The organism is Mesorhizobium sp. WSM4817 (assembly GCF_055811135.1).
The window spans coordinates 112851-126531 of sequence record NZ_JBVVQQ010000017.1; the positions used below are offsets into that span (position 1 = coordinate 112851).

General features: G+C 62.2%; 11 protein-coding genes. 10 read left to right on the forward strand and 1 reads right to left on the reverse strand.

The features are described 5' to 3' along the window. The first annotated feature begins 361 nt into the window (after positions 1 to 361). From AC0L2K_RS22460 to AC0L2K_RS22505, 10 genes are all read left to right on the forward strand, one after another. Positions 362 to 3769: an AAA family ATPase gene (locus AC0L2K_RS22460; RefSeq protein WP_473532356.1), complete on the forward strand. Its 3408-nt coding sequence runs from the start codon at positions 362 to 364 to the stop codon at positions 3767 to 3769. 50 nt (positions 3770 to 3819) lie between these two features. Next, entirely contained in the window at positions 3820 to 4356 is a 537-nt protein-coding gene (locus AC0L2K_RS22465) for a nuclear transport factor 2 family protein (RefSeq protein ID WP_287058557.1), read from the forward strand. Between the two features lie 438 nt (positions 4357 to 4794). Further along, positions 4795 to 5706, forward strand: a complete 912-nt coding sequence (locus tag AC0L2K_RS22470; protein ID WP_473532368.1) for a fatty acid desaturase — start codon at positions 4795 to 4797, stop codon at positions 5704 to 5706. A 247-nt stretch (positions 5707 to 5953) separates the two neighbouring features. After that, complete coding sequence (locus tag AC0L2K_RS22475) at positions 5954 to 6256, forward strand: virulence factor (protein WP_128173850.1); 303 nt, start codon at positions 5954 to 5956, stop codon at positions 6254 to 6256. Beyond that, positions 6249 to 6848, forward strand: a complete 600-nt coding sequence (locus AC0L2K_RS22480) for a methylenetetrahydrofolate reductase C-terminal domain-containing protein (RefSeq protein ID WP_027154500.1) — start codon at positions 6249 to 6251, stop codon at positions 6846 to 6848. Before AC0L2K_RS22475 ends, AC0L2K_RS22480 begins: the two co-directional genes overlap by 8 nt. Further along, the gene (locus tag AC0L2K_RS22485) at positions 6845 to 7936 is read left to right on the forward strand and encodes a methylenetetrahydrofolate reductase (RefSeq protein WP_027154501.1); all 1092 of its coding nucleotides are present in this window, start codon (positions 6845 to 6847) and stop codon (positions 7934 to 7936) included. The genes AC0L2K_RS22480 and AC0L2K_RS22485 overlap by 4 nt, the downstream gene beginning before the upstream one ends. A 78-nt stretch (positions 7937 to 8014) precedes the next feature. Beyond that, a complete protein-coding gene (locus AC0L2K_RS22490; protein WP_023798928.1) occupies positions 8015 to 8989 on the forward strand; it encodes a methyltetrahydrofolate cobalamin methyltransferase in 975 nt (324 codons plus the stop codon). Next, entirely contained in the window at positions 8940 to 11069 is a 2130-nt protein-coding gene (locus tag AC0L2K_RS22495; protein ID WP_128246538.1) for an ASKHA domain-containing protein, read from the forward strand. The genes AC0L2K_RS22490 and AC0L2K_RS22495 overlap by 50 nt, the downstream gene beginning before the upstream one ends. A gap of 189 nt (positions 11070 to 11258) precedes the next feature. Then, on the forward strand, positions 11259 to 11444 hold the full coding sequence (locus AC0L2K_RS22500; RefSeq protein WP_023798926.1) for a hypothetical protein: 186 nt from the start codon (positions 11259 to 11261) through the stop codon (positions 11442 to 11444). 248 nt (positions 11445 to 11692) lie between these two features. Then, on the forward strand, positions 11693 to 12676 hold the full coding sequence (locus AC0L2K_RS22505) for an alpha/beta hydrolase (RefSeq protein WP_473532357.1): 984 nt from the start codon (positions 11693 to 11695) through the stop codon (positions 12674 to 12676). A gap of 1 nt (position 12677) precedes the next feature. On the opposite strand, the gene AC0L2K_RS22510 is transcribed toward AC0L2K_RS22505, so the two are convergent. Continuing rightward, positions 12678 to 13577 (reverse strand): LysR substrate-binding domain-containing protein, encoded by a 900-nt coding sequence (locus AC0L2K_RS22510; protein ID WP_023798923.1) that lies wholly within the window; start codon positions 13575 to 13577, stop codon positions 12678 to 12680. Positions 13578 to 13681: the final 104 nt, after the last annotated feature.

Consider the following 13681-nt stretch of genomic DNA (forward strand, 5'->3'; position numbering starts at 1 on the left):
CGGTCCAAAGCGAACCCACGCGCTGGTGGTGAAGACCTGACGCTTTGTACCCACGAAGAAGGACGCGAGACGACCCCTTGCGGACCATCCCTGATGAGAGGTCAAGGGAACGTCGTGACCCTTTCGCGACCTTGGCGCGGGCGTGGTTTAAGGACAGCTGTGGGGATCTGCCGTTCGTTCCAGCGATCTGAAATTCGGCAGGATTCAAAGACCGGACGGTTGATCCGCCTACCTCGCTAACACGCCGGCCGCTAGAAGCCTCGGCCACAACTTCCATGACGTTGCATAGGACCCCAGTTGTGTAAGACTGCCGGACTGTTGCCGAAGGAGCCCTCCGGCGTCTCCACCGCGGAAGTGGGACATGGACATTGAGGAGTGGCTGCGCAGCTTAGGGCTGCAGCAATACGGCACGGCCTTTCGTGAGAACAACGTCGAGGCCGAAGTGCTCCTGCGGCTGACGGCCGAGGATCTCAAGGACATCGGCGTCAGTTCGGTAGGGCACCGCCGGAAGCTTCTGGAGGCTATTGCCGAGCTGCGGGAAAGTTCCTCTGCAATCTCAGCTGAAGGTGTCGAAGCCTTGACTCAAGTCGCCGAACTTGCGTCGGCACCGGCGTCCCCAACCGGTGCCGAGCGGCGGCAACTGACCGTGATGTTCGCTGATCTGGTCGGCTCCACCGCGATTTCGGCTCGGGTCGATCCCGAGGAGATGAGTGAGATCATCCGAGGCTACCAGAATTGTTGCGCAGGCGAGATTACCCGCTTCGAGGGACACATTGCGAAATTCATGGGCGATGGTGTGCTGGCATATTTCGGCTGGCCACGAGCGCATGAAGATGATGCCGAGCGGGCGGTGCGCGCAGGCTTGGCGGTTGCCAGTTCAGTGGCGCAACTGCGGGCGCCGGATGGCAAGCCGCTTGCGGGCCGGGTGGGGATCGCGACGGGTCTCGTGGTGGTCGGTGAGCTTGTCGGCGACAAGGAAGCGCGCGAGCGGGCGGTGGTCGGCGAGACGCCGACCTTGGCCTCGCGACTGCAGGACTTGGCCCGGCCGAGCAGCGTAATTGTCGCCGAGAGCACAAGACATCTGCTGGGCGATCTGTTCGAGTTGGAGGATCTGGGACCACAGGTTCTGAAGGGCTTCGAGACGGCCTTGAAAGCCTATTCCGTCAGAGGCGAGGGCCGGGCCGAAAGCCGCTTCGAGGCATTCCACACCGGCGCGCTGACGAAGCTCGTTGGCCGCGAGCAGGAGCTGGCTCTGCTTCTGGAACGCTGGTCGCGGGCGGAGGAAGGTGAAGGACAGGTGATCCTCCTCTCCGGGGAGCCGGGGATTGGCAAGTCGCGCATTGTGCGCGCCTTGCGCGAGCACTTGGCCAACGAATCGTACATCCCGCTCAGCAATTACTGCTCGCCGTACCACACCAACAGTGCGCTTTATCCGGTGGTCGGACTTTTGGAGCGGGCGGCGCATTTCGACCGTGATGACACCGCCGAGATGAAGCTCGATAAACTTGAAACTCTGCTCGCTCGGGGCGGCGAGCAGGACCGGGAGGCGGCGCAAGTACTGGCCGCTCTGCTTGCGATCCCAACCGAAACACGCTACCCGCCAATCGATCTGCCGCCACAGCGCATCAAGCAACGCACGCTGGAAATCTTGGTCGAGCAGCTCGCCGGCCTAGCCAAGCAGAAGCCTGTGTTGGCCGTATACGAGGATGTGCATTGGATCGACCCTTCGACACTAGAGCTGCTGGGCCTGGTAATTGAGCGGGTCCAGCGTCTGCCGGCACTGGTTCTGATCACCTTCCGGCCGGAATTCAGCCCACCCTGGACCAGCCATGCCCATGTGACCCAGCTCTCGCTTTCTCGTCTCACGCGACGGCACGGCGCAGCCGTGGCTCTCCGCGTCACCGGCGGCAAGGCGCTACCGCGCGAGGTTCTGGACCAGATCATGGCGCGAACTGACGGGGTTCCGCTATTCGTTGAGGAACTGACCAAGACAGTCCTGGAGTCAGGCCTTTTGCGGGACGTCGGCAATCATTTCGAGTTGACCGGAACTCTCCCGCCGCTGGCGATCCCGGCTACGCTGCACGACTCGCTAATGGCTCGCCTCGATCACCTGGCGCCGGTCAAGGAGGTGGCGCAGATCGGGGCTGTAATCGGCCGCGAATTCTCGCACGATCTGCTGGCCGCCGTGGCGCCGCACGACGAAGGCAAACTGCAGGACGCTTTGGCCCAGCTCTGCAGGTCCGAGCTGATCTATTGCCGCGGTGCGCCGCCGGAAGCGACCTACAGCTTCAAGCATGCGCTTGTGCAGGATGCGGCGTATTCCAGCCTTCTTAAAACTCGGCGGCAGCAGATGCACGCGCGCATCGCCGCGGCTCTCGAAGAGCGTGTGGCAGCGGGTTCCGAGGCTTTGCCGGAGATCATTGCCCATCACTGCACCGAGGCAGGCCTTATCGAGCGGGCAGTCAGCTACTGGTGGCAAGCCGCGCAATCGGCGATCCAGCGCTCTGCAATTTTGGAGTCGATCGCGCACCTGGAAAATGGGCTAAGACTTGTCCGCACGCTACCTGACACTCAGGAGCGCGTCCGCCTGGAGCTGGATATGCAGGTGGCGTTGGGCACCGCCTTTATGGCGGCCAAAGGTTGGTCGTCGCCGGCCACCGCAGCGGCGTTCGCGCGAGCCGAGGAGTTGTGCGAGCGAGTGGACGACATCACTCTGCGCAGCGTGGCCGATTACGGCCGGTATCTCGTCTACCTCCTGCGTGGTCAACTCGATGCTGCGCTGGCAACGACGACATCGATGCTGCGCAGGGCCGAATGCGACTGCGATCGGGCCACAATCATGATCGCACACCGGTGCGTCGGCATCACGTCGGTGCACCGGGGAGATTTTGATGCCGGACGCAAGCATATGGAGGCGTCGTTGGCGCTGTACGATCCGAACGAGCACGCTGCGCTTGCCTATCGATTCGCCTATGATCCCCGTATCGCAAACCTTTGCTATATCGCCCACGCGCTGCTGCACCTCGGTTATCCCGATCAAGCATTCGAGAAATACACCGATTTGTTACAGGCTATAAGACACCACCGGCACAGCCCATCCGCGGCGTTCGGCCTGTTCCAATCGGCCCTGTTTTGCACTTATTCGACAGATCTCGGCGCGTATAAGCGCGACAGCAACTTTGGTGCGGATGAGGCCATTGTCGATGAACTGATCTCAATCAGTACGGAGCACGGTTTCTCACTTTGGCGCACAGCAGGGGTCATTCTCAAGGGTTGGGTTCTGATCCAGGCGGGTGAGTCGGATAGCGGTCTTGCTCAAATGCGTGACGGCATAGTCGAATGGCGTGGGCACGACGCTAAGCTTTTTGTGCCACGCTGGCTGCTCATGCTCGCCAGCGCCCTCAGCAGGCTTGGCAACCCACGCGCGGCACTCGACAGGATCGAGGAAGGGCTCGCATTGATCACCGAGACCAACGAGCGGTGGAACGAGACTGAGTTGCACCTCCGCAAGGGCGAACTGCTCCTGGACTTGAAGGCGGACGAGAAGGCCGAGGCTTCCTTCCTGCACGCGCTTACCGTGGCCCAACATCAACGCGCCAAGCTTTGGGAGCTGCGAGCCGCCACATCTCTTGCCCGACTCTGGGTCCAGGGAAACGAGCGGCAAAGGGCCCACGACCTTCTCGCACCGGTTTGCGGCTGGTTCACAGAGGGCTTCGCGACGCCGGACATCAAGGAAGCGAGGACGTTCCTCGATCTAGTAGAATCCTGATCTGCCGTTTTGGACAATCTGCTGCAGTCAACAATCTCAGGGAGGAGATGATGACGTTCCATTCACTCAGGACACGGGAAAAATTACACCCAGCTCGGATTTCGGCGGCGGTGCTGATCGCAATCACCTTGTCTGCCTTCGCGGTCGCTGCGGCGGAAGCGGCAAATGCAGCGGAAGCGGCAAAGAAATTCTTCGACGCTTACCGCGATCGGAAGGTAGACGCCATGACCACTCTTTTTACCGAGAATGCCACGTTCGTCTACGTGCCTTTCGGTGACGCTGGTTCCGGCAATGTCCTCAAAGATGGCGTGCCGGTCTGGCGGACGCTGATCGATGCTTTCCCTGACCTGCGCAACGAGGTTAGCACAATCTGGGAGGACAAGAGCGGTGACGTTGCCTTCGTGGATGTTCACATCGGCGGAAAGCAGACTAAGGACGCGTTTGGAATCACGAACAAAGGCAAGGAGTATTGGTTGCGCCATCTGTTCATTCTGGAAACTAACGAGGAAGGCCGGATCATCAAGATCACGAGCTTTTGGGACAACGCTACTTGGTACACTCAGCTCGGCAAGACCAGCCTAGAGTGATCGCGAGTCGCGCTCTATTGCGCTCGAATGAGCCACATAACGACCCCGGCCGAAACGGCGCGATTCATCCAACCCCAGGAAGCCGCGCCGGGTCGCTCGTCCCGAAGTAGCGCGTCAAGTCCAATCACTAGATGTCTGGATTGAGTGCGGATAACGATTTCGCAAGTGAGACCACGAAGGTCTGATATGGCGCTGCCTGTGCGTTCCAATCGGCGACACGGACGGCAGTTAACCGCCCATCGCTGCAATTCGATTTGGTATCAACCGTCAGATTTTCACGACTAGCACTATGTCTTTGCGGGCGCCGCGCCGCGGCCTGCCTTGGAAACAATGGTACCATCCGACGATCTGGTTCCATCTCTGGACCGGCGCAAAAACCGGCGTCTGGCAACGAGCGCCGATTTACCGGACAGCGCTCTGGCGATAAGCTTGGCACTTATGAGCGAAATCGACCACCGCACCATCATCGCCAGCCTTTCGGTCGAGGATCGTCGCGACCTCACCGCCAAACTGGACGGGCCCGGGATTGTCCGGCTGGCCGTTCACGGCGGGCTGGTTGTGGTGCTGGGTGCGCTGATCGCCGCCCGAATTCCGTTCTGGCCGGTTCTCGCGCTGCCGCAGGGAATCCTGGTCGTCTTTTTCTTCACGCTGTTGCACGAGACGATCCACGAAACCGCCTTCAGGACGCCGTGGCTCAATCGCGCCATCGCCGCCGTGACCGGCTTCCTGATCCTGCTGCCGCCGGCATGGTTCCGTTATTTCCATCTCGCGCACCATCGCCACACGCACGATCCGGACAACGACCCCGAACTGATGGCTCCGAAACCGGAGACCATCGGCCAGTATGTGCGCTATCTCTCCGGGATCCCCTATTGGAGCGGCATGGCGCGCGTGATCGTCGTCAACGCCGCCGGCCGCAACCGCGACGGCTTCGTGCCGGACAAGGGCCGCGACAAGGTGATTTCGCAAGCGCGTTGGTTTCTGATCGCCTATGCGATGCTGCTGGCAGCCTCCCTGGCCGTGCAGTCAGCGCTGCTGTTGTGGGTCTGGATTGTGCCGGTGCTCGTCGGTCAGCCGTTTTTGCGGGCCTATCTGCTGGCCGAGCACGCGCTCTGCCCGCATGTCGCCAACATGCTCGAAAACACACGCACCACCTTTACCACAAGCCTGGTACGCTTCATGGCGTGGAACATGCCTTACCACTCCGAGCACCATTCTTATCCGGCCGTTCCCTTTCACCGCCTGCCGCGTTTCCACCAAATTGTCGCCGAACATCTGCGCACGACCGAGCGAGGCTATGTCCGCTTCCACAGGAAGCTTGTCGGCAGCTTCGATCGTCGCGCCGGCTGATCAAAACCAGGCCAAGCATCGAATATTTTCGCGTTTCCGTTGCGGCTGCCAATTGCGTCGCTTTTGAATGCGCGCGCGTCGTCCCATAACAAGCAGCCCGACAGCGCTTCCGGCAATGCTCGCACTCACTACAGCGCCGCGCGTCCTATTGGACGCGCAATGGACGCTGTAGCACTTTAAGTCGGCGCATGATCCTTTCCAAAATCGATGCCGATTTTCGGGGTCATGCGCGAGGAGTAGGAAATTCATGGCCGATCTGATCGTCGTCTACTGGCGCGACATCCCCGCCCAGGTCATCGTCAAGAAGGGCCGGCAGAACGCCAAGCGCGAACTGCCGCTGCGCTTTACCGAGGCGATCGACATGTGCGCGATGCGCACCGGCGCCGGCGGCACCGACGACTACCTTGCCGAATGGCGCAAGGCCGACCCCATGCCGGTCAGCGACGATCTTGAAGGCGAGGCGGAAAAAGCCTTTCAGGACATCGACGCGAAATACGACCGCGAGCGGCTGGTCGCTCTGGTCAAGGCGGGCGGAAAAGAAGATGTCTGAAACGACCCCGGCGATTACCCAGGCCACTCTGGTCAAGAAGGCAGCGCCGAAATCCGACTACAAGCCGGCCGACGTGTCGCCGCAGCGGCGCGTGCAGCGCTCCTTCGCGGTCAGGCTGTGGTCCGTCCGCCACTCGCGACTGCTCGAATGGTTCTACGCCAGGTTCTCCGACATGTTTTTGCTCCTCCATCCGCTGTGGAAGCGCATCGGTTACGGCCGCGTCGAAGGTCCGATCAAATTCGTCGAAAAACGCGTCAAGGGTTTTATGTTCGACTGCCGAATGTGCGGCCAGTGCGTCCTTTCTTCTACCGGCATGTCGTGCCCGATGAATTGCCCCAAGCAATTGCGCAACGGCCCTTGCGGCGGTGTGCGCGCCAACGGCAATTGCGAGGTCGAGCCTGATATGCCGTGCGTCTGGGTCAAGGCCTGGGAAGGTTCACGCAACATGGTGCATGGCGACAAGATCCTCGACGTGCAGAAGCCGGTCGACCAGTCGCTGCGCGAGACCTCGGCATGGCTGCGGGTGACCGCACAGGCCGCCGCCGCCCGCGAAGCCGCGCGCAATGTTCCAAAACCTGGGGCACCGGCATGATCGGCCGCCAGCCCGACGAGAACCCGGCCGGCATCCATCTGCCGCTCGACCCCCTGCCCGGCCACACCTCGCGCGGCCGGCTGGAGCGCGTCCTGAGGCGCGGCGAATTCGCGGTGACCACCGAGCTCAACCCGCCGGACAGCGCCGATCCGGAAGACGTCTACAACCGCGCCAAAATCTTCGACGGCTGGGTCGACGCCATCAACGCCGTCGACGCCTCGGGCGCCAACTGCCACATGTCGTCGGTCGGCATCTGTGCGCTGCTGACCCGCATGGGTTATGCCCCGATCATGCAGATCGCCTGCCGCGACAGGAACCGCATCGCCATCCAGGGCGACGTGCTGGGCGGGGCGGCGATGGGCGTCGCCAACATGCTGTGCCTGACCGGCGACGGCGTGCAGGCCGGAGACCAGCCAGGCGCCAAGCCGGTATTCGATCTCGACTGCATGTCACTGCTGGAAACCTGCCGCATCATGCGCGACAACGGCAAGTTCCTGTCCGGCCGCAAGCTGACGACGCCGCCGCAGCTTTTCCTCGGCGCGGCGATCAACCCTTTCGCGCCGCCGATCGATTTCCGCCCCTACCGGCTGGGCAAGAAAATCGCCGCCGGCGCGCAATTCGTGCAGAGCCAGTACTGCTTCGACGTGCCGATGTTCCGCACCTACATGCAGCAGGTCCGCGATCTCGGTTTTACGGAAAAATGCTTCATCCTGTGCGGCGTCGGACCGCTGGCCTCGGCCAAGACCGCCAAATGGATCCGCTCAAACGTGCCGGGCATTCATATCCCCGATTCGATCGTCAAGCGGCTGGAAGGCGCCCAGGACCAGAAGAAGGAAGGCAAGCAGCTCTGCATCGATATCATCAACGAGGTGAAAGAAATTCCCGGCGTCTGCGGCGTCCATGTGATGGCCTATCGCCAGGAGGAATATGTCGCCGAGATCGTCGATGAATCGGGCGTGCTGAAGGGGCGCCAGCCCTGGAAACGCGAAATCCGCCGCGACGATCAGCTCGTCGCCGACCGGCTCGACCACATTTTGCACGACGAGATCACCGAAACGCAGGTCGACATGGTCAAGACCGCGCATTGATGGCGCGGACGCCACCATTCGCTTGATCGAAAACAGAAACGATATAAAGAAGTCTTTATATCACGAGGGAGAGATTGCATGACCCGGACGATCGTCGCCTCGGCGACACGAGAAATCATCATCGGCTTCGACCAGCCCTTCTGCGTGATCGGTGAGCGCATCAATCCAACCGGGCGCAAGAAGCTCGCGGCCGAGATGATCGCAGGCAATTTCGATACCGTCATCAGGGACGCGCTGGAACAGGCCGCCTGCGGTGCGACCATGCTCGACGTCAATGCCGGCGTCACCTCGGTCAACCCGAACGAGACCGAACCCGGCCTGCTGGTGCAGACGCTGGAGATCGTGCAGGGGCTGGTCGACCTGCCGCTATCGATCGACAGTTCGGTGACCGCGGCGATCGAGGCGGCGCTCAGGGTCGCCAAGGGCCGGCCGCTGGTCAACTCCGTCACCGGCGAGGAAGAAAAGCTCGAAGCCATCCTGCCGCTGGTCAAGAAATACAATGTCCCGGTGGTTGCCATCTCCAACGACGAGACAGGCATTTCGATGGATCCGGATGTGCGCTTCGCCGTCGCCAAGAAGATCGTCGAGCGCTGCGCCGATTTCGGCATTCCGGCGCATGACGTGGTCGTCGACCCGCTGGTCATGCCGATCGGCGCGCTCGGCGACGCCGGCCGCCAGGTCTTTGCCCTGCTGCGCCGGCTGCGTGAAGAGCTCAAGGTAAACACCACTTGCGGCCTGTCAAACATCTCGTTCGGCCTGCCGCACCGCCACGGCATCAATGCTGCCTTCATCCCGATGGTGATCGGCGCCGGCATGACCTCGGCGATCATGAACCCGGTGCGTCCGCAAGAGATGGAAGCGGTGCGCGGCGCCAATGTGCTGAACGGCACCGACGAGAACTGCACCAACTGGATCAGGACCTACAAGGACTACAAGCCGGCCGAAGGCGGCCAGGCGATCGCGGCGCCCACGCAAGTCAATGCGCCGGGCGAAGGTAATGGCAATGGCGGTCGCCGGCGCGGGGGTCGTGAAGCCCGTATGGCCCGAGGATAAGCGCGCAATCGTGAACTCTCCTGCCAACATCACCGATCCACTCGTGCTGTTCATGCCGTCCGGCAAGCGCGGGCGGTTTCCGGTCGGCACGCCGGTGCTCGATGCCGCACGCCAGCTCGGAGTCTATGTCGAGAGCGTGTGCGGTGGACGCGCCACCTGCGGGCGCTGCCAGGTCGAGGTGCAGGAAGGCAATTTCGCCAAGCACAAGATCGTCTCTTCCAACGACCACATCTCGCCCAAGGGCGCCAAGGAGGAACGCTACGAACGCGTGCGCGGCCTTCCCGAACGGCGCCGCCTGTCCTGCTCGGCGCAGATCCTGGGCGATCTCGTCGTGGATGTGCCGCAGGACACGGTCATCAACGCCCAGACCATTCGCAAGGATGCCGACACCAGGGTCATTGCCCGCGATTCGGCAATCCACATGTGCTATGTCGAGATCGAAGAGCCCGACATGCACAATCCATCAGGCGATCTCGATCGCCTGAAGATCGCGCTGATGAAGGACTGGGGGCTCAACAGCCTCGATTTCGATTTCCATCTGCTGCCGCAGGTGCAAGTCATCCTGCGCAAAGGCAACTGGACCGCGACCGCCGCCATCCACAAGGATGCCGACAGCGAGACCGCGCGGGTCATCTCGTTGTGGCCCGGCCTCAAGAACGAGGCCTACGGGCTTGCCTGCGATATCGGCTCGACCACTATCGCCATGCATCTGGTGTCGCTGCTGTCGGGCCGCGTCGCCGCCTCGTCAGGCACGTCGAACCCGCAGATCCGCTTCGGCGAGGATCTGATGAGCCGCGTTTCCTATGTGATGATGAACCCGGACGGCCGCGAAGGCATGACGGTCGCGGTGCGCGAGGCGATCTCGGGTCTCGTCGACAAGGTTTGCGCGGAAGGCAACGTCCAGCGCAACGACATCCTGGATTGCGTCTTCGTCGGCAATCCGATCATGCACCATCTGTTCCTCGGCATCGACCCGACCGAACTCGGCGGCGCGCCCTTCGCGCTGGCTGTCTCGGGCGCCGTGCACATCAAGGCGTCGGATATCGGCCTGAAGCTCAACCAGGGCGCTAGGCTCTACATGCTGCCTTGCATCGCCGGCCATGTCGGCGCCGACGCGGCTGCGGTGACGCTGTCGGAAGGCCCGCACCGCCAGGACGAGATGATGCTGATCGTCGATGTCGGCACCAATGCCGAGATCGTGCTCGGCAATCGCCAGCGCGTCGTGGCGGCCTCGTCGCCCACCGGTCCGGCCTTCGAGGGCGCGGAAATCTCCGGCGGCCAGCGCGCTGCGCCCGGCGCCATCGAGCGCGTCCGCATCGATCCCGACACGCTGGAGCCGAAATACCGCGTCATCGGCTCGGAACTGTGGTCCGACGAGCCCGGCTTCCTCGACAGCGTCCAGGCAACCGGCGTCACCGGCATCTGCGGCTCCGGCATCATCGAGGTGGTCGCCGAGATGTACCTGGCCGGCATCATCTCCGAGGACGGCGTCGTCGACGGTGGGCTCTGCGCCCGCTCGCCGCGCGTCACCGCCAGTGGCCGCACCTTCTCCTACGTGCTGAAGGAGGGTGAGCCGAGGATCACCATCACCCAGACCGACGTGCGCGCCATCCAGCTCGCCAAGGCAGCACTCTATGCCGGCACCAAGCTGTTGATGGAAAAGCAGCACACCGATCATGTCGACCGCATCCACTTCGCCGGCGCCTTCGGCTCCTTCATCGATCCGAAATACGCCATGGTGCTGGGACTGATCCCCGACTGCGATCTCGACAAGGTCTCGGCCGTCGGCAACGCCGCCGGTGCCGGTGCGCGCATGGCGCTGCTCAATCGCGGCTATCGCCGCGAGATCGAGGAAACGGTGAGCCGGATCGAGAAGATCGAGACGGCGCTGGAGCCGAGATTCCAGGAGCATTTCGTCTATGCCATGGCGCTGCCGAACAAGATCGACCCGTTCCCAAAACTATCGGCGGCGGTGAAGCTGCCGCCGCGCAAGACCGTGAGCGAGGACGGCATTGCCGGCGATGCCGCCCCACGGCGTCGTTCGCGCGAAGGCCACGCCGCCCGGCGCGGCCGGGGGTAGCATCCCGCTGCTAAAAGCTGCACTCACCCTCATTCTCATTTGCATGCATATGTTTCCGGATCAGCCCAAACAGAAACAAGGCGCTGTTTTCGCGAAGTCCACCCGATACACACGCGGCGCATTTAACCGGCATCGAACGGCAGGCAGGAAATAACTTTCAGCCGCCGCAGCACTCCAAGGGAGATGAAGATGTCGATGTTCGAAAGCCTCGGCCGCTTTGGTACGGCCATCAAGCATGCGCACAACAGGAACAGGTCGGTCCGGGCCATGAACAGCCTGCCGCCCGAAATTCAGAAGGATATCGGCTGGCCCGTGTCGCCGCGCAACGACCCGCAGGTCACCTTCTCGGCCCTGCTTCTGGGTTCGGCGCGCTGATGACCTTCGCCGACAAATGCAAGCTGCTGGCCAAGCGCCGGAACCGTCATCCGGCTCCGGCAGCAAGCGACCGTCGGCTGCGCGCCGTACTGCTGCCCAGGCGCTGAGCGATGCTGCGCTGGCCTTGATTGCCAGCCAGATCACAGGGCCGTGTTGAGACCGCGCAAATCTTGACATTCTGGGCGAAGGCACGATCTTCGATTGCGAGGGGTTCTCTTAGTCGGCTCAGCCGAAGTCCGTGTGTCCGCATGCCCAGTATCAAAAGCCACGTCGTTTCCTTCGTGCTCAGGTATAGCCGCAAGAAAGCCTTTTCCAGCCCGGAAAACCTGCAGCGCTGGATCGCCTACGCCCGCAAGACGGAGAACCATCAGCCGCCCGCATCGCTGCATCAGCGTTTCGAGATCGCGACGCGCAGCGTGGACGGCTTTCCCGTGTACGAGATCGCGCCGAAGACCGGCGAGCGAAAGCGGATCCTCTACCTGCATGGCGGCGCCTATGTCTTTCAAATCACGTCTTATCACTGGGGACTGATCGCCGATATGGCCGACCGGCTGGGCTTCGGCATCACCGTGCCGATCTACCCCATTGCTCCCGAACACGATTTCCACGCCATGTTCGGCATGGTCGGCGAGGTCTACCGTCAGATGCTCGACGAAACGGAAGCGCAGGACATCGTCTTCATTGGCGATTCCGCCGGCGGCAACATGGCCGTGGTGCTGACCATGATGGCCGCGGAAGCCGACCTGCCATTGCCGTCGCGCCATGTGCTGATTTCGCCCGGGCTCGATCTGTCGCTCGCCAACCCCGAACTGTTCGAGGCGGAACGCTACGATCCGTGGCTGGGAATTCCTGGCGGGCTGGAGGCAGTCCGGCTCTACAGTGCCGGCATAGATCCCAGCGACTGGCGCATCAGTCCGCTTTACGGTGACCTCTCGGTGTTGCCGAAAACGCTGCTTTTGACCGGTTCGCGCGACATGCTGACCCCCGACAATCTGATCTTCGCGCAAAAGGCCCGTGCCGCCGGTGTCGCGATAGAGGTTGTGCACGAGCAAGGCATGTTCCATGCTTGGCCGCTGATCGACATGCCAGAAGCGCGGCGCGCGCGGGACAGCATCGTGACGTTTTTAGCCAGCGACACCGAAAGCTATCATGCCAAGGCCGGCGAATTGGCACTGCAAAGGACAGGTCGTGAAGTCCCCACTCACAACCTGTCTACGCCGTCGAAGTCCTGAATCAAAACTTTCCGGTTTCTTTGAACACTTCGAAGGTCGCACGGATGTGATCGGCAACGGCTTTCACTGGCGCGCTGGCGTCCGGCGCCACGACCATGGCCAGATTGTAGGTGCCGATATCGGGCATGCCGTCCTTCGGGCAAAGCTCGACCATGTCGCTGCCGAGGAACGATTTCGGCAGCGGCGCCACCGCGAGGTCGGACATGATTGCGGCGCGCTGGCCGGCGGTGTGCGCACTCATATAGGCGACGCGGTAGTTGCGGCCCTCACGCCCAAGCGCTTCGAGCGCCCCGGCCCGCCAGGCGCAGCCCTCTTCCCACAATGACACCGGCAGCGGTTCGCGCAGATGCGCGCAGCCGCCCTTGGCGCCGGCCCAGACGATCGGTTCGGTGAGCAGCACTTCGGCGCCGAGCGCGCTGGTCTTGTATGAATTGGTGAGAAGCGTGATGTCGAGCGCCCGGTCGTCCATGCGCCGACGCAGATTGACGCTCTGGTCGATGGTCACGTCGACGGCGATCGAAGGATGCGACTGTGCAAAACGCTTCAGCACGTGCGGCAGCACGCGCTCGCCATAGTCGTCGGGCGAGCCGAGCCGCACCACCCCGACAATGTCGGGGATGATGAACTTCGACACCACCTCGCGGTTGATCGACAACAGCCGGCGGGCGTAGCCGAGCAGCATCTCGCCATCCGTGGTCAGCGTCACCGAGCGCGCGTCGCGCGCAAACACCGAGCGGCCGAGAATGTCCTCCAGCTTCTTGATCTGCATGGAGACAGCCGACGGTGTGCGGAAGACGGCACTGGCGGCGGTGGTGAAACTGCCGGTTTCGGCGATCGCCACGAAGGTGCGCAAAACGTCGAGATCGAGCAGCGGCAACGGATGATTGAGTGGGGCGTTCATCGGGATCGACCTTCAATTTTTCTGATGCAAACTATCATTCCATTTCGTTTGATTGAACATCACTTTGGGAGGATAGTCAACTCCATCGAAGGCAGACGCATCGA

What these genes read in the sequence shown, in the direction of transcription:
- AC0L2K_RS22460 (WP_473532356.1), top strand. Translation starts at nt 362, where the DNA reads ATGGACATTGAGGAGTGGCTGCGCAGCTTAGGGCTGCAGCAATACGGC.
- AC0L2K_RS22465 (WP_287058557.1), top strand. Translation starts at nt 3,820, where the DNA reads ATGACGTTCCATTCACTCAGGACACGGGAAAAATTACACCCAGCTCGG.
- AC0L2K_RS22470 (WP_473532368.1), top strand. Translation starts at nt 4,795, where the DNA reads ATGAGCGAAATCGACCACCGCACCATCATCGCCAGCCTTTCGGTCGAG.
- AC0L2K_RS22475 (WP_128173850.1), top strand. Translation starts at nt 5,954, where the DNA reads ATGGCCGATCTGATCGTCGTCTACTGGCGCGACATCCCCGCCCAGGTC.
- AC0L2K_RS22480 (WP_027154500.1), top strand. Translation starts at nt 6,249, where the DNA reads ATGTCTGAAACGACCCCGGCGATTACCCAGGCCACTCTGGTCAAGAAG.
- AC0L2K_RS22485 (WP_027154501.1), top strand. Translation starts at nt 6,845, where the DNA reads ATGATCGGCCGCCAGCCCGACGAGAACCCGGCCGGCATCCATCTGCCG.
- AC0L2K_RS22490 (WP_023798928.1), top strand. Translation starts at nt 8,015, where the DNA reads ATGACCCGGACGATCGTCGCCTCGGCGACACGAGAAATCATCATCGGC.
- AC0L2K_RS22495 (WP_128246538.1), top strand. Translation starts at nt 8,940, where the DNA reads ATGGCGGTCGCCGGCGCGGGGGTCGTGAAGCCCGTATGGCCCGAGGAT.
- AC0L2K_RS22500 (WP_023798926.1), top strand. Translation starts at nt 11,259, where the DNA reads ATGTCGATGTTCGAAAGCCTCGGCCGCTTTGGTACGGCCATCAAGCAT.
- AC0L2K_RS22505 (WP_473532357.1), top strand. Translation starts at nt 11,693, where the DNA reads ATGCCCAGTATCAAAAGCCACGTCGTTTCCTTCGTGCTCAGGTATAGC.
- AC0L2K_RS22510 (WP_023798923.1), bottom strand. Translation starts at nt 13,577, where the DNA reads ATGAACGCCCCACTCAATCATCCGTTGCCGCTGCTCGATCTCGACGTT.